Source organism: Arthrobacter sp. SW1, assembly GCF_001766675.1.
Taxonomy (GTDB): domain Bacteria; phylum Actinomycetota; class Actinomycetes; order Actinomycetales; family Micrococcaceae; genus Arthrobacter.
The window spans coordinates 21,920-37,240 of the sequence record NZ_MJLT01000013.1; the positions used below are offsets into that span (position 1 = coordinate 21,920).

Annotated in this window: 14 protein-coding genes; all 14 read right to left on the minus strand. The window is 67.0% G+C overall.

Annotated features, from left to right (window positions below; all coding sequences use genetic code 11):
• Positions 1-31: 31 nt before the first annotated feature.
• Positions 32-766, minus strand: a complete 735-nt coding sequence (locus tag BIU82_RS09295; RefSeq protein WP_070349192.1) for a DivIVA domain-containing protein — start codon at positions 764-766, stop codon at positions 32-34.
• 163 nt (positions 767-929) lie between these two features.
• Entirely contained in the window at positions 930-1,217 is a 288-nt protein-coding gene (locus BIU82_RS09300; RefSeq protein ID WP_070349193.1) for a YggT family protein, read from the minus strand.
• A 101-nt stretch (positions 1,218-1,318) separates the two neighbouring features.
• Positions 1,319-1,852: a cell division protein SepF gene (gene sepF, locus BIU82_RS09305; RefSeq protein ID WP_070349194.1), complete on the minus strand. Its 534-nt coding sequence runs from the start codon at positions 1,850-1,852 to the stop codon at positions 1,319-1,321.
• 98 nt (positions 1,853-1,950) lie between these two features.
• The gene (locus BIU82_RS09310; RefSeq protein ID WP_070349220.1) at positions 1,951-2,664 is read right to left on the minus strand and encodes a YggS family pyridoxal phosphate-dependent enzyme; all 714 of its coding nucleotides are present in this window, start codon (positions 2,662-2,664) and stop codon (positions 1,951-1,953) included.
• 49 nt (positions 2,665-2,713) lie between these two features.
• The gene (locus tag BIU82_RS09315; protein WP_070349195.1) at positions 2,714-3,403 is read right to left on the minus strand and encodes a polyphenol oxidase family protein; all 690 of its coding nucleotides are present in this window, start codon (positions 3,401-3,403) and stop codon (positions 2,714-2,716) included.
• A gap of 18 nt (positions 3,404-3,421) precedes the next feature.
• Positions 3,422-4,663: a cell division protein FtsZ gene (ftsZ, locus tag BIU82_RS09320; RefSeq protein ID WP_070349196.1), complete on the minus strand. Its 1,242-nt coding sequence runs from the start codon at positions 4,661-4,663 to the stop codon at positions 3,422-3,424.
• A 239-nt stretch (positions 4,664-4,902) separates the two neighbouring features.
• Positions 4,903-5,793: an FtsQ-type POTRA domain-containing protein gene (locus tag BIU82_RS09325; RefSeq protein ID WP_070349197.1), complete on the minus strand. Its 891-nt coding sequence runs from the start codon at positions 5,791-5,793 to the stop codon at positions 4,903-4,905.
• The gene (gene murC / locus BIU82_RS09330) at positions 5,786-7,156 is read right to left on the minus strand and encodes a UDP-N-acetylmuramate--L-alanine ligase (protein ID WP_070349198.1); all 1,371 of its coding nucleotides are present in this window, start codon (positions 7,154-7,156) and stop codon (positions 5,786-5,788) included. Before murC ends, BIU82_RS09325 begins: the two co-directional genes overlap by 8 nt.
• Positions 7,153-8,289: an undecaprenyldiphospho-muramoylpentapeptide beta-N-acetylglucosaminyltransferase gene (gene murG / locus BIU82_RS09335; RefSeq protein ID WP_070349199.1), complete on the minus strand. Its 1,137-nt coding sequence runs from the start codon at positions 8,287-8,289 to the stop codon at positions 7,153-7,155. The genes murC and murG overlap by 4 nt, the downstream gene beginning before the upstream one ends.
• Before the next feature lie 6 nt (positions 8,290-8,295).
• On the minus strand, positions 8,296-9,564 hold the full coding sequence (ftsW, locus tag BIU82_RS09340; protein WP_070349200.1) for a putative lipid II flippase FtsW: 1,269 nt from the start codon (positions 9,562-9,564) through the stop codon (positions 8,296-8,298).
• A gap of 2 nt (positions 9,565-9,566) precedes the next feature.
• Complete coding sequence (gene murD / locus BIU82_RS09345) at positions 9,567-11,135, minus strand: UDP-N-acetylmuramoyl-L-alanine--D-glutamate ligase (RefSeq protein WP_070349201.1); 1,569 nt, start codon at positions 11,133-11,135, stop codon at positions 9,567-9,569.
• A complete protein-coding gene (gene mraY / locus BIU82_RS09350; RefSeq protein WP_070349202.1) occupies positions 11,117-12,226 on the minus strand; it encodes a phospho-N-acetylmuramoyl-pentapeptide-transferase in 1,110 nt (369 codons plus the stop codon). The genes murD and mraY overlap by 19 nt, the downstream gene beginning before the upstream one ends.
• Complete coding sequence (murF, locus tag BIU82_RS09355; protein ID WP_070349203.1) at positions 12,223-13,713, minus strand: UDP-N-acetylmuramoyl-tripeptide--D-alanyl-D-alanine ligase; 1,491 nt, start codon at positions 13,711-13,713, stop codon at positions 12,223-12,225. Before murF ends, mraY begins: the two co-directional genes overlap by 4 nt.
• A gap of 6 nt (positions 13,714-13,719) precedes the next feature.
• Positions 13,720-15,285: a UDP-N-acetylmuramoyl-L-alanyl-D-glutamate--2,6-diaminopimelate ligase gene (locus BIU82_RS09360; protein WP_253182733.1), complete on the minus strand. Its 1,566-nt coding sequence runs from the start codon at positions 15,283-15,285 to the stop codon at positions 13,720-13,722.
• Positions 15,286-15,321 lie beyond the last annotated feature (36 nt).

Here is a 15,321-nt window from a genome sequence, read left to right on the forward strand (position 1 = left end):
GTCCTCAGCCACCGGCTTTCAGAATACTTGCTTAGACCTCAGCCGCAGCTTCGCCGACCTCGGGCGCGGCAACGGAACCACGGGCGTCCAGGTCGCGCAGCTGGCCTTCGATGTAGGCCTTCAGGCGGGAGCGGTAGTCGCGCTCGAAGCCACGGAGCTGCTCAACCTTGCGCTCAAGGACGGAACGCTGCTGCTCCAGGGCGCCGAGGATCTTGCGGGACTTTTCCTGGGCGTCATTGACGAGGGTGGAAGCTTCGATCTGCGCCTCGGCGATGATCTTTTCCTTCTGCTGTTCACCGTCTGCAACGTGCTTGTCGTGCATCTGCTGGGCCATGGCGAGCAGGCCTGCGGCGGACTCGGCAGAGGGCGACGCAACGGCGGGAGCCGGGGTGGCGGCAGCAGGGGCGGGAGCCAGCGCGGCGGCCTCGGCAGCCTGGGCTTTCTTCTTGGCCTCTGCTTCCTCGGCGGCCTTGGCCTCGGCTTCAGCCTTGGCTTCCGCTTCGGCCTTTGCCTTGGCTTCTGCGTCCTTGTCGGCCTTGACGGGCGCAGGGACCTTTTCGACAACGGGTGCCGGCGCGGCGTTGGCGGCAGCAGGGGTGCCGGCCTCGGCGAGCTTCTTGCGGAGCTCGTCGTTCTCCTGGTTCAGGCGGCGCAGTTCGACGACGATCTCATCAAGGAAATCATCGACCTCGTCCTGGTCGTAGCCTTCACGGAACTTGGTCGGCTGAAAGCGCTTGTTGACAACGTCTTCTGGCGTCAAAGCCATCTGGTCACCTCGTTGGTCTAGTTAGTCAGGAGGCCTTCCGGCCGTTCAAAAACTACGGTACCTAAATATCATCTGATTCCCCCAATTCAACACCCTTTGGCATTAATCACGGGAACCGGGGCCGGACCGCCGTAGCGGCCGGCTCCCTGTACTACAAAGAAAGCTACACCAGCGCCCAGGTGAATCCCATCGCAATGACCACCACGATGAAGACAATCAGGAACGCCAGGTCAAGGGAGATTCCGCCGAGCTGGAGGGGCGGAACGAGGCGGCGGACACGCTTGATGGGCGGATCGGTGACCGAGTAGACCACGTGGGCGGCCACGAGGGCTGCGCCGCGCGGACGCCACTGGCGGGCGAACATCTGCACCAGGTCGAAGACGATCCGGATAATGAGCGCGATCTGGAACAACAGCAGTGCGATGTAAATAAGGCCAAAAACAATGCCCACGGCTTAGCTCAGTTCTCCTCGATCGCGGCTGACGTTCTTCTATTCCAACACAGATGCCAGGCAGTAGGCCTGCCTGGCATCTGTCAAAAGCTGTTTTGAGCCTAGCTCTGGTTGAAGAACGAGGCCTGGCCTTCGCTGGCCTTCTTGTCGTCACCCAGGACTTCGACGTAGGACGGAGAGAGCAGGAACACCTTGTTGGTGACCCGTTCGATGCTGCCGTGCAGGCCGAAAACAAGGCCGGCGGAGAAGTCCACCAGGCGCTTGGCATCCGCTTCGCCCATGTCAGTGACGTTCATGATCACCGGAATGCCGTCCCGGAAGCTCTCGCCGATGACCTTGGCATCGTTGTAGGAGCGGGGGTGGATCGTGGTGATCTGACGCAGTCCGGAGCTGTCTTCGCGGCTCGATGCCGCACGCTTGATGGGTGTCACGGGGGCGCGGTATTCCTCTTCGGCGGCGGCTTGGGGTACTTCACGGACGGCTTCACGCACCGGGGCAGGGGCGCGGCGTTCCTCCGGCTCGGCAGCGGCGGCGCGTTCCTCTTCCCGCTGCGGCAGGTGGTGCTCAGACTCGTAGTGCTCATCGCCGTCGGCGAGCCCAAGATAAACCATTGTCTTGCGCAGTGCGCCAGCCATGCTGGACTCCAATCGTGTCTGCTGTGGCGGGCCGCCCGTGACTTGACATGGATGCCTTGACATGGATGCGCAGGCCCGTCGCTTCCAATACTTTGACGCTACCCCACGGGTGGCCGGGAACCGAGGATATCGGAGCCAATCCGCAGGTGTGTCGCCCCGTACCGGACGGCGGCTTCCAGGTCCTGGCTCATGCCGGCGGAAATCGCGACGGCGGCGGGATGGTTCCTGCGCAACGCCGCCGAAATTCCGGCCAGCTTGTCGAACGCGTCTTCGGGGCGGGCGCCAAGCGGCGCCACGGCCATCACCCCGGCGAGCCGCAGCCCGGCGGAACCCGCGATGCTGTCGGCGAGCCGTTCGACGTCGGCGGGGGCGGCACCGCCGCGGTGCTCTCCGGCGTCGTCGTCGAGGCTGACCTGGATAAGGCACTCAAGGTCGGCGCGGCCGTTGTCATCCTTGGCACGCAACATCGCTTTGGCAAGGGCCTCAGCCAACTGCGGCCGGTCGACGGATTGCACAGAATGCGCGTACTTCACCACGGACTTGGCTTTGTTGCTCTGCAACTGGCCGATGAAGTGCCACCGCAGGCCAAGCTGCGCCAGGCTTGCAGCTTTGGCGGAGGCTTCCTGGTCACGGTTCTCCCCCACGTCACGGATCCCAAGCGCCGCCAGCCGTTCGACGTCGGCGGCCGGATGGAACTTGGTGACGACGATGAGTTCCGGTTCCTCCGCCCGGCCGGCCGCACGGGTGGCGGCAGTGATCCGTGAACGGACGGCCGACAGCCGCTCCTGGAGTTGGAGTGCCCGTTCGTCCATGTCGCCTTCCCGGCCGGCACCCGGAGCGCCGGTCCTTCCCGAATCCGGCTCAGTCATGAGTCCAGATCAATCCGGCAAAGCGGCCGGTCTGCTGCTGGCGCCGGTAGGAAAACAGCGCCTCGGTGTCCTTGGTGCATCCGCCGGAATATTCAACGGGGACGCCAAGTGCTCCCAGTTGTGCCCGGACCCCTGCCGGCAGGTCCAGTGCCGGCGTTCCCCACGACGTTTCCGCCCATGTTGCGGGGACGGTTGCGGCGACGTCGGCGCGGAGCGCTTCGGGGACTTCGTAGCATTTGCCGCAGATGGACGGGCCGATCCAGGCGGCAATGTCCTGGGCTCCGCGTTCCCGCATTTCGGCGACAACCGCCGGGACGACGCCGGACGCGACGCCCGGCCGGCCGGCGTGGGCGACGCCGAGGACCGGACCCGCGGCGCCGTCACCGGCGAGCACCACCGGGACGCAATCGGCCACCATCACGGCAAGGGGCTGCCCGGTGGAGACCATGGCGTCCGCGGTCGGCGCTTCAGCGGTACCGTCGATGAAGGCCACGGCGTTGCCGTGCACCTGGGACATGTACTGGAAGCTCCGGCCGCCGAGCCCCGACGCTGTCTCCAGCCGGGCCCGGCGGGCCATGACGTCCCCCGCATCGTCTCCGACGTGCAGGGCGAGGTTGCCGGCGTCGGTATCCGTAAAGGCCACCGTCACTCCCGGCCGGACCTCCTCACGCCACCAAAACACTGCTGACCGGCTCCCGGGTTACTTCAGGAAGTCGGGCACGTCGAGGTCATCGGCGCGGCCGCCGGAGAGCTCGGGTTCCACGACTGCGGGAAGTTCGACGTCGAAGCCGGAGTCCGCGGGCAGGGCAGCCGGGCGCTGCTGGCCCCAGTTGCTCAGTCCGGAGCTGGCGACGCCTGCCGGCACGTGCTGCGGAGCCTGGTAGGCCGGCGCCGCGGCAGGAGCGGCGGGACGCTCGGGCGCGGCCGGAGCCTGCTGGGCGGCCGGCTGGGCAGCGGACTGCGCGGCAGGCTGGTTCATGGACGGCGACGTGGCCTTGACGTCGTCGAAGCCGGCGGCAATGACCGTGACGCGGGCTTCGTCACCGAGGGCGTCGTCAATGACGGCACCGAAAATGATGTTGGCCTCGGGGTGGGCCACCTCCTGGACCAGCCGGGCAGCTTCGTTGATTTCGAAGAGGCCGAGGTCCGAACCGCCCTGGATGGAGAGCAGCACGCCGTGGGCGCCGTCGATCGAAGCTTCGAGCAGCGGGGAGGCGATGGCGAGTTCGGCAGCCTTGACGGCCCGGTCTTCGCCACGAGCCGAGCCGATGCCCATGAGGGCGGAACCGGCGCCCTGCATGACCGACTTGACGTCGGCAAAGTCGAGGTTGATCAGGCCAGGGGTGGTGATGAGGTCGGTGATGCCCTGGACACCGGAGAGCAGCACCTGGTCGGCGGAGCGGAAGGCGTCGAGGACGGAGACGTTCCGGTCGCTGATGGAGAGGAGCCGGTCGTTGGGGATGACGATCAGCGTGTCGACTTCGTCGCGCAGGGCGTCAATGCCGTTCTCGGCGGAGTTGGCGCGGCGGCGGCCCTCGAAGGTGAAGGGGCGGGTCACGACGCCGATCGTCAGCGCACCCAGCGAACGGGCAATGCGGGCAACGACGGGGGCGCCGCCGGTGCCCGTGCCGCCGCCTTCGCCGGCGGTGACGAAGACCATGTCTGCGCCACGCAGCACTTCTTCGATCTCATCGGCGTGGTCCTCGGCGGCCTGGCGTCCGACGTCGGGGTTGGCACCCGCGCCGAGGCCGCGGGTGAGTTCGCGTCCGACGTCGAGCTTGACGTCGGCGTCGCTCATGAGGAGCGCCTGCGCGTCGGTGTTGATGGCGATGAACTCGACACCCCGAAGGCCGACTTCGATCATCCGGTTGACGGCGTTCACGCCACCGCCGCCGATGCCGACGACCTTGATGACGGCCAAGTAATTCTGCGGTGCTGCCACGTTTCGTGCCCCTTGCTTGTGTCCTATAGCGAAACTGATCGAGTCCAACTTGAATCCTTGGACCTTAACCCTCTAGTTGAAGGTTATAGTTATGTCAAGTAACTCTTATGTGACGGTATGGGCTGGGAATCGGACATTCAATGACCCGCTCCGCGTGTCGTGTGAATGTTCCGCATTTCGCCCTTTCCCGTCCCCTTGTTACCGGCCGGGTTGTTACCGGGCCGGCGCCCGCCCGGCGACTACTTGGTAAGCGGATGCCGTGGTGCCGAGACGTCATAGACGTTGACCGGCACCTGCGGATCGGCCGGGGCCTTGAGGAGCGCCTCGAGCACCCGCGCCTTGAGTTCCTTCTCCTCCGCATTGCCCCACACCACCGTCTTCCCGTCGACGAGCTTCAGCTCGACGGCGTCCGGAGACTTGGCCGAGGCACTCGCCATTTTGGCCAGCACGTCGGGCGGCAGCGTGGCCAGCACCGCGGTGATGGCTTTGAAGAGTTCGGGTTTCGCGGCGCTGCCGTCGATCAGCGGCAGTGGCACGGTGGCCGGGTCCTTGGTGGAACCCAGTTGCACGCCGTCGACATCCACCAGCTGGTACGTGTCACCCTTCTTCAGCAGCGCAACGGGAACCCGTTCGACCACATGCACCAGCAGGGTCGACGGCGGTCGGGCTTCCGTGCTGACCGAGCGGACCTGGACGAGCGGCTTGAGCAGCCGGGCGATCTCGGCGTCGTCGACCTGCGGCAGCGGAGTGCCCTCAACCGGTGCGAGGGCTTTCCTGACGGCGTCGGCCTTGAGCAGTTTGGTGCCGTCGACGGTCACGGTACGGACCGCCAGCAGGGGCGAATAGACCACCGCCGCCATCAGCGCGGCGACAAGCGCAACCACGACACCGATGACCGTCAGGACAATCCGCTTCCGCCTGCGGCCTTTCGGCTCCGGGAACGCGAGGACCGTGGCGGTGTTGGCCTTGGCCGGAGCCTTCGCTTTCGCCGGCTGCGAGGCGTCGTCGTCGAGCGTGCGTTCGGCGCTGATCACGCCCGGTGCTGTGGCACCAGGATTAGTGGTACCGGGCTTGGTGGCACCAAGATCAGTGGCACCGGGCTTGAAGGTGGGCTTGCGCGTGCTAGCCACCCAGCCGCTCCACGATCAGGGGCCCGTAAGCCGTCACGTCGCCGGCACCGACAGTGAGGATGATGTCGCCCTCACTTGCCGCGGCCGTGATGTGCTCCACGGCGTCGTCCGCCGCCACAAGGCGCCCCGACTCCAGCTGCCCCGTAATGAGTTCGCTGGTCACGCCGGGGATGGGATCTTCGCGGGCCGGATAGATGTCCAGCACCAAGGCGGTGTCCGCCAGGTTGAGGGCTTCGGCGAACTCCCGGGCAAACTCCCGGGTCCGCGAAAACAGGTGCGGCTGGAAGAGCACATGGACCTTACGGCCGGCGGCGACGGTACGGGCGGCAGACAGTGCGGCACGGACCTCCGTGGGGTGGTGGGCGTAGTCGTCGTAGACCCGCACTCCCCTGCCCTCTCCCTTGAATTCGAAGCGGCGGGCCGCGCCGCTGAAATGTGCCAGGGCCGTTGCTGCGGCGCCGGGTTCCACTCCGAGTTCGACGGCGGCCGCAAAGGCGGCGGTGGCGTTCAGTGCGTTGTGGCGACCAGGTACCTGCAGTTCGAGGCGCTGCTTCTCCCCTGCCAGGCTGACCCAGCTTCCGCTGGTTCCTTCGTCGTACAGCCGGACGTCGGCGTCGTCGGCGGTTCCATAAGTCATGACCCGGGTGGTCCCGGCTGCCCGGACCCGGTCAGCGAGGGCGCGCGCTCCGTCGTCGTCCGCGCAGGCGAGCAGCAGGCCGTCCGCCGGAAGCAGAGCCGCGAAGGAATCGAAGGACGCGTACACGGCCTCGGGCGTCCCGTAATGGTCCAGGTGGTCGGCCTCGACGTTGGTCACGATGGAAATCAACGGCCGGTAGTTCAGGAAGGAGGCATCGGATTCATCGGCCTCGGCGACGAAAATGTCCGAGCTGCCGCTCGCGGCGTTGACGCCAAGCGCGGGCACGTTGGCGCCGATCGCGAAGGAGGGATCCAGGCCTGCCTGCTGCAGCAGCACCGTCACCATGGAGGTAGTGGTCGACTTGCCATGGGTTCCTGCGACGGCAACCACACGGTCTGATCCCATCGTGGCCGCCAGCCCCTCGGAGCGGTGCAGCACCGGCAGGCCGGCAGCCCGTGCGGCGAGCAGCTCGGGGTTGTCCTGCCGGATGGCGGAACCGGCCACAACGGTCTGGGCGTCGCCCAGGTTCTCCGCTGCATAGCCGACGGCGATCCGCGCACCTGCCGCGGCGAGCTCGCGCATGACCGGGAGGTCCTTGGCGTCCGAGCCGCTGACCGTAACCCCGCGGGCCACCATGATCCGGGCGACGGCGGACATCCCGACGCCGCCGATGCCGATGAAATGCACCCGGCCGAGGGAGCTCAGGTCTGCGATGGGCTGGGTCATTCGGATACCGCTTCCAGGACAAGATCAGCCATCCGCTGATCGGCGTTTCGGATGCCAAGGCGTTCGGCCGTGGCGGCCATGTGGTCAAGGCGCTGCCGGTCGCCCAGCAGCGGGATGAGCTCGCGCTCCAGCCAGCCGGCGGTCAGGTCCTTGTCCTCGACGATGAGGGCGGCGCCTGCCTCCACGAGGCCGCGGGCGTTCAGTGCCTGTTCGCCGTTGCCCACCGGAAGCGGGACAAACGCCGCGGGAACGCCGACGGCGGCCACCTCGCAGACGGTCGCGGCGCCGGCACGCGCCAGCAGGACGTCCGCGGCGGCGTAGACGTTCTCCATGCCGTCCACGTACTCCACCTGCCGGTAGCCTTCGGCGCTGAGCAGCGCGCCGCCGTCGTCGGTGACTTCCTTGCCCCGCCCGGTAATGTGCAGGGTCTGGATGCCGGCCGCCGCAAGCGCGGGCAGGGCTCCGGCGATAGTGCGGTTGATGCTCAGCGCTCCCGAGGATCCACCGGTGACGATCAGCGCCGCCCGCTCCGGGTCGAGCCCCAGGGCGGTACGGGCAGCCGCACGGGCGGCTTTCCTGTCCAGGCTGGAGATCGCTGTGCGCATGGGCATCCCGACGTGGCGTGCGTCCTTCAGCTTGGTTCCCGCGAAGGCGACGGCCACGTGGCGGCTGAACAGCGCACCCACCCGGTTGGCCAGGCCCGGCCGGCTGTTCGCTTCGTGGATGACGATCGGGATGTTCCGCTTGCGCGCTGCGAGGTACATGGGCGTGCAAACGTAGCCGCCGACGCCGACGAGCACGTCGGCGCGGGCGTCGTCGAGGATACGGCCGGCTTGCTTGACGGCTCCGGCGAAGCGCGCGGGGAACTTCAGCATTGCCGCGGAAGGCCGGCGCGGGAACGGCACCCGGCCGATGGTGGCGAGTTCATAGCCGGCAGCCGGGACAAGGCGGGTTTCCATGCCCTCGGCCGTACCGACCGCCAGGAAGGACGCATCGGGGCGGGCCGCCTTGAGGGCGTCCGCGATGGCAAGCATCGGACTGATGTGACCGGCGGTTCCGCCTCCGGCCAGGACCACGGACAGCGGCTTGGTCCGGGTGTCCCCGGTTCGGTTTTCCTCGGGCTGGGAATTCATGAAGTGCTATTTACGCTTTCGTGCAGTTTTCGCGGATCGGCGCCACAGGCGGGGACGCTTGGCGGGGGCCATCTGGGCGCGGGCCAAGGACAACACTACGCCCACGCCGCACAGGGACATCAACAGTGCCGAACCGCCGTAGGAAATGAAGGGCAACGGCACACCGATGACCGGGAGGAGCTGCGTGACCACGGCCATGTTCATGCTCGCCTGGCCGAGCAGCCAGACCATGATCGAGCCGGCCAGGGTCCGCTGGAACGGGTCGGTCTGCCGGATGACCACGCGGAAGATGGCGATGCCGAGGATCGCGAAAAGCAAGAGCACCACGATGGTGCCCAGCAGGCCGAGTTCCTCGCCGATGATCGCGAAGATGAAGTCGTTGTGAGCTTCCGGAAGCCAGTTGTACTTCTGCCGGCTCTGGCCAAGTCCCAGGCCGGTCCAGCCGCCTTGCGCGAGGCCGTACATGCCGTTGGTGGACTGGAAGTCGAAATCATAATCCGTGGTGCAGGCCGCAGAGGGATTGCCAAGCCACGAGGTGATGCGGCAGATGCGGTTCGGGCTGCTGACTGTCAGGAGCGTGGCTGCCACGGCGCCGAAGCCTCCGGCGATGGCGAGCATTTTCCCGGGAACGCCCGCGAAGAACAGCCCCGCGGCGATGATGGCCATGATCACAATGGCCGTACCCAGGTCGTTGCCCACCAGGACCAGGGCCACAACCGCTCCGGCCACCGGGACCACCGGGACGATGACGTGCATCCAGCGATGGAGCAGTTTCTCCTTGCGGGCCAGGACCGTGGCAATCCAGACGCAGAGGATGAGCTTCGAGAATTCGGAGGGCTGGATGCTGACGCCGCCGACATCGATCCAGTTCTGGTTGCCGAGCGTCTTCCGGCCGAGGACCTGAACCAGCACAAGCAACACCAGGACCGCACCAAGCGCGGGCCATGAAAGGCGTTTCATCCACGTCACGTTGGTCCGCGAAATGAGGTACATGGCGATCACGCCAATGACAGCAAAACCCGCCTGCTTCGTCGCATCCGCATACGGCGACTTGCCCACCGAGATGGCCTCGACGCTGGATGCGGAGAGGACCATCATGATGCCGATGGCGGTCAAGGCCAGGGTGCAGCCCAGGATCAGGTAGTACGTGGAGCTGTTGGCCGCCGCGCCCTTGCCTTCGATACCGGCCCAGAGTTTCCGCAATCGGTCCCGAAGCCCGGGGTTCTGCCGGGCGGCCTTCGACGCCGGCGCCTGGCGGGTGGGCGTGGTGACCATTGCTACTCCTCGGTGGTCTGTGCGGTGCCTTTCACGGATTCGCCTTCCACGAGTTCGCGGACTGCCTGGATGAACGCGTCGCCACGGTGGGCGTAGGAAGTGAACTGGTCCATGGACGCGGCCGCCGGCGCCAGCAGCACGGTGTCGCCCGGCCCGGCGATCCGGGCAGCAGCCGCGACGGCCTGGGCCATCACCGTGTCTCCGAAGATCGGCGAAAGTTCCTTACCGGCCTCTTCAGTCTGACCCTTGGACTGCCCGATCACCGGCACATCCGCTGCGTGTCGCTGGAGCGATGCTTCAAGCGCTTCGGTATCCGTGCCGATGAGTACCACGGCCTTGAGGCGGTGCGCCTGTTCCTTGACTAGATCGTCGTAGTTGACGCCCTTGGACAGGCCGCCGGCAATCCACACCACGTTGTCGAAAGCAGCCAGTGCGGCGGCAGCGGCATGCGGGTTGGTGGCCTTGGAATCGTTGACCCAGAGGACGTCGCCGTGCTTGCTGACAGGCTGGATGCGGTGCTTGCCCGGCAGGTAGTGCTTGAGGCCTTCGCGCACGGCCGCGGGCTCCACGCCATAGGCACGCACCAACGCCGCGGCGGCGAGGGCATTGGCCACGAGGTGGCGCGGCGCGACGGGACCGAGGTCGGACATGGCGGCCAGTTCGGCCGCCGAATCCTTGCGTTCGGCGATGAAGGCCCGGTCCACCAGGAGGCCTTCGACGACGCCCAGCATGCTGATGGCGGGGGTCACCGTGGTGAAGCCGACTGCGCGGCAGCCTTCCACGACGTCGGCGTTTTCCACCATCCGCTCGGTTTCGATCTGCTCCGCGTTGTAGATGCAGGCGATCCGGGTGTTTTCGAAGACCTTTGCCTTGTCCGCCAGATAGGCGTCGTACGAGCCATGCCAGTCCACGTGGTCCTCGGCGACGTTGAGGCAGACGCTGGCCGCCGGGGACAGGGATTCGCTCCAGTGCAGCTGGAAGCTGGACAGTTCGACGGCGAACACGTCGTAGTCCACCGGGTCGCGGAGCGCATCGAGGATGGGCGTTCCCACGTTGCCGACCGCAATGGCCTTCAGGCCTGCGGCCTGAAGCATCGATTCGGTCATGCCCACCGTGGTGGTCTTGCCGTTGGTGCCGGTGATGGTAAGCCACTCCGCCGTCTTGCGGCCCTCCCGCACACGCAGGCGCCAGGCGAGTTCGACGTCGCCCCACACCGGGATGTGGGCGCGCTTCGCGGCGGCGAGCAGGGCCTGGTCCGGCCGCCATCCCGGCGACGTCACCACCAGGTCCGGCTTTTCGCCGTCGATCTCCGGGACGCTCAGGACGGCCTCCGGGCCGAGCAGGACGTCCACGGCACCGACGATCTTGAGGGTGTCGGCCTGGGCCTCGGCCTTCGGCGTCGTAGCGGCATCGACCACCACCACGCGGGCACCGAGTTCGATCAGGGTGTCCGCCGCCGAGAAGCCGGAAACTCCGATGCCGGTGACCACCACGCGCAGGCCCCGCCAGTCGGCGTCCCAGCTGGTGAGGTCCTTCAAACGGTCGCTGGTGTTCACAGCAGTACCACCCATTCAGCGTAGAAAATACCGAGGCCTGCGGCGACGAACAGTCCGCAGAGGATCCAGAAGCGGACCACCACGGTGATTTCAGCCCAGCCCTTGAGTTCGAAATGGTGCTGCAACGGCGCCATCTTGAAGAAGCGTTTGCCCTTGGTGGCCTTGAAGTAACCCACCTGGATGATCACGGAGAGGGTGATCAGCACGAACAGGCCGCCGATAATGCCCAGCAGCAGTTCCGTGCGGGAAAGGATCGCGAAGCCTGCGACCGCACCGCCGATGGCCAGGGAGCCGGTGTCGCCCATGAAGATCTTGGCCGGCGAGGTGTTCCACCACAGGAAGCCGACGAGGGCTGCGCTCATGATGGCGGCGAGGAGGGCGAGGTCCATGGGGTCGCGGACCATGTAGCAGCCGCTGCCCGCTTCGCGGGGCGAACCGCAGGCTTGGTTGTTCTGCCAGATGCCCATCAGGGTGTAGGCGCCGAAGACCATGATCGATGCGCCCGCTGCGAGGCCGTCCAGGCCGTCCGTCAGGTTGACGCCGTTGGTGGCCGCGGTGACGATCAGGTTGGACCAGATCACGAAGAGGATGGCGCCAAGGACCGTTCCGCCGAAGGCCAGGTTCAGCCAGGGGATGTCGCGCACCAGGGAGATCTGGTAGGACGCCGGGGTGAGGCCGTCCGCGTTGGGGAACTGCAGCACCAGGATGCCGAAGGCGACGCCGACAACAGCCTGCAGGATGAGCTTGGCCTTCGCGTTGAGGCCCAGGCTGCGCTGCTTGGAAATCTTGATGAAGTCATCGAGGAAGCCCACGAAGCCCATGCCGACCATGAGGAAGAGCAACAGCAATCCTGACACGGAAGGTCCGGGCGAACGCGGGTTCATCATCCACATGATGAGGTGGGTCAGGCCGTAGCTGATGAGCACGGCGGCCACCACCACGGTGCCGCCCATGGTGGGCGTGCCGCGCTTGGTGTGGTGCGAGGTAGGTCCGTCGTCGCGGATGAACTGGCCGTAGCCCTTGGACACCAGGAAGCGGATGAACAGCGGGGTCCCGATCAGGGCCGCCAGGAGGGCGACGCCGGCTCCGATCAACAGTGCAATCACGGCAGCTCGTTCCCTTCATCGGCGGCAGCTACGGCCGCGGTGTCCATGGTCGTCCCCGCACGTGGGGCTAATGCTATCCGATCCCCCAGATGCCGCAGCCCGACCCCGTTGGACGATTTGAACAGCACCAAATCCCCCGGTTCCAGCTGCGACTGCAAGAGTTCAAAAGCTTCATCCGCCGTTTCGGTGAAGACGCATTCATCACCCCAGGAGCCTTCCTGGATGGCCGAAATGTACAGCGCCCGCGCCTCGCGACCCACCACGAGCAACCGGGAAATGTTCAGCCGGACCACCTGGGTTCCGATGGCCGTGTGTTCGCGGATCGAATCTTCGCCGAGCTCCAGCATGGCGCCGAGCACGGCCCAGGTGCGCCGGCCCTGGCCGATGTCCGCCAGCGTCCGCAACGCTGCCCGCATGGATTCCGGGTTTGCGTTGTAGGCGTCGTTGATGACCGTGACGCCGTCGGGCCGTTCGGTGCGCTCCATGCGCCAGCGGCTGGCGGCGGTCTGCTCCGACAGGGAGGCCGCAATGTCGTCTCCCGGGATGTCGGCTGCGTATGCCGCGGCAGCTGCGGCGAGCAGGTTGCCCAGGTGATGGGCACCGATCAGTTTGCTGCGCACGGGCCGCGGCCCGCCGCCGTCGGGCAGGACGAGGTCGAAAGCGGGGTGGCCCAGGGCGTCGATGTCCGCGTTGCGGGCCTCGACGGCGGCACCCGCCGCGCCACTGGAACTCGTGCCAAGGATCGGGGCCACGGTGCGCGGGGCCATGGCCGCCACACGCGGATCGTCGAGGTTGATGACGGCGGTGCCGTTGCTGCTGAGTGCTTCGAGGAGCTCGCCCTTGGTCTTGGCGATGTTCTCCACTCCCCCAAACTCACCGGCGTGGGCAGTACCGACCACCAGCACCACGCCGATGTCCGGCTTGACCATCTCCGCCAGGTACTGGATGTGGCCGAGGCCCGTGGCACCCATCTCGATGACGAGGTACCGGGTTCCGGCGTCGGCCGTGAACACCGTCAGGGGGACGCCGACTTCGCCATTGTATGAACCCTGCGGAGCGACGGTGGTTCCGGCCTTGGACAGGATGCCCGCCAGCAGGTCCTTGGTGGTGGTCTTGCCCGCCGAACCGGTGATGCCGATGACCGTGAACTGCTCCCCGGCCGCGGCGCGTTCCGCGCGGATCCGGCGGACGGCCTCGGCGGCGAGGGCACCCATGGCGAGCACGGCATCTTCGACGATCACTGCGGGGTACGGCCGGCCGGAGGCGTCGGCCACCTTGCGTTCGCACAGCGCCAGCACGGCTCCGCGGTCAAACGCTGCGCCGACGAAGTTGTGGCCATCCGCGTGTTCGCCGGGTTTGGCCACGTAGAGCGATCCGGGACCGGCCTCCCGTGAGTCCGTCACAACGGAAAGGGGAACAATGCCGGGATCGGCCACAAGAGTGCCATTGGTGATATGGGCGATTTCCGCCGCTGTCAGTGCAATCATCTCGGTCTAGGACTCTATCCGTTCGTCTGCCGGAACCCGGAATCCCCGGGCTGTCAAGGCGGCCTTCAGTTCTTCCCTGTCGTCGAGGGCAAGGTTGACGCCTTTGACTTCCTGCCAGACTTCGTGGCCGCGGCCGGCCACCAGGATGGTGTCCTTCTCCGTGGCGAGTTCCACCGCCTTGCGGATGGCGACATCGCGCGGGAAGGACTCGATGATCTCGCAGTCCAGCTGTTCTTCCTCCTTCGCCGCAACGGCGCCGGCGAGCACTTCGGCCCGGATGGCGGCGGCGTCTTCATCGTGCGGGTCGTCGTCGCTGATGATCACCACATCGGACAGCCGCGCCGCGATGGCACCCATGGTGGGTCGCTTGCCCTGGTCGCGCTGCCCGGTGGCGCCGAACACCACGATCACGCGGGAACCTTCTTCGCGGGAGCGCACGGCTTCGAGGGCGCGTGCGAGGGCGTCGGGGTTGTGGGCGAAATCGACCACGGCGGCGGGTTCATCGGAGACCAGCTGCATGCGGCCCGGGACCGCGACGGCGAACGGGTCGCCGGAGTCCAAGGCGGCCTGCAGCGGGTCCAGGCCGACGCCGGATTCGAGGACCATGATGGTGGCGAGGGCCGCATTCGCAATGTTGAAGTCGCCCGGCAAGGCAGTGCGGGCACGCAATTCCACACCGTCACGGTGCCGTAGCACAAAGGCGCTGCCAAGCCCGCGGGGCGAGCTGGAAGCGAGGACCCAGTCGGCAGCGGATCCGGAAGCATCTGGCCCGGACGCCAGCGACAGCCTGGTGACCGGAACACTGGCTTCGGCCGCGAGCGTGCGGCCCCATTCGTCGTCGACGATCACGACTGCGCGGCGGCAGCGGCCGGGAGTGAACAGTTCGGCCTTCGTGCGGAAGTACTCTTCCATGCTGCCATGCAGGTCCAGGTGGTCCTGGGTCAGGTTGGTGAAGCCGGCGACGTCGAACATCACCCCGTCCACCCGGCGGTAGGAGATGGCATGCGAGGACACCTCCATGGACGCAGCGTCCAGGCCGCGTTCGCGCATCAGTGCGAGCAGCGCGTGCACGTCCGGGGATTCCGGCGTAGTCAGCAGGCTGGGGATGGCCTCGGCTCCCGCCAGGATCTCGATGGTTCCGATCAGGCCCGGCGTCTTGCCCAGTGCGCGCAGCAGCGAGTTGATGAAGTACGTGGTGGTGGTCTTGCCGTTTGTACCCGTGACGCCGAACAGGGCCGGCGAAGCCTCCCCCGCCGGCTGGCTGCGGTAGACGAGCGCGGAGAGGGGCCCGACGGCGGCGCGCGGCTCACGGACGGCCAGAACCGGAACGCTGTTGGTGGCGTCGGCGGCCAGCCGGCGCGCGCCGTCGTCGTCGCTCAGGATGGCGACGGCACCGGCGGCGACCGCCTGCCCGGCGAACTCGGCACCGTGCCGGCTGGCACCGGGAAGCGCCAGGTACAGGTCGCCCGGCTCGACCGCACGGGAGTTCAAGGACACGCCTGTCACGGAAATGCCCGCGGCGCCGGCGGGAACCTGGACTCCCAATGCCGAAGCGATGACGTCCAACGGCACGGGCGCGACCCGTGCGGGGCGGAATCCGCTGCCTCC

Coding starts and splice junctions, on each gene's coding strand:
- murC (WP_070349198.1), bottom strand. CDS start 7,156: ATGACCCAGCCCATCGCAGACCTGAGCTCCCTCGGCCGGGTGCATTTC.
- murD (WP_070349201.1), bottom strand. CDS start 11,135: ATGGGTGGTACTGCTGTGAACACCAGCGACCGTTTGAAGGACCTCACC.
- sepF (WP_070349194.1), bottom strand. CDS start 1,852: ATGGCTGGCGCACTGCGCAAGACAATGGTTTATCTTGGGCTCGCCGAC.
- ftsW (WP_070349200.1), bottom strand. CDS start 9,564: ATGGTCACCACGCCCACCCGCCAGGCGCCGGCGTCGAAGGCCGCCCGG.
- murF (WP_070349203.1), bottom strand. CDS start 13,713: ATGATTGCACTGACAGCGGCGGAAATCGCCCATATCACCAATGGCACT.
- BIU82_RS09295 (WP_070349192.1), bottom strand. CDS start 766: ATGGCTTTGACGCCAGAAGACGTTGTCAACAAGCGCTTTCAGCCGACC.
- BIU82_RS09310 (WP_070349220.1), bottom strand. CDS start 2,664: ATGGACGAACGGGCACTCCAACTCCAGGAGCGGCTGTCGGCCGTCCGT.
- murG (WP_070349199.1), bottom strand. CDS start 8,289: ATGAATTCCCAGCCCGAGGAAAACCGAACCGGGGACACCCGGACCAAG.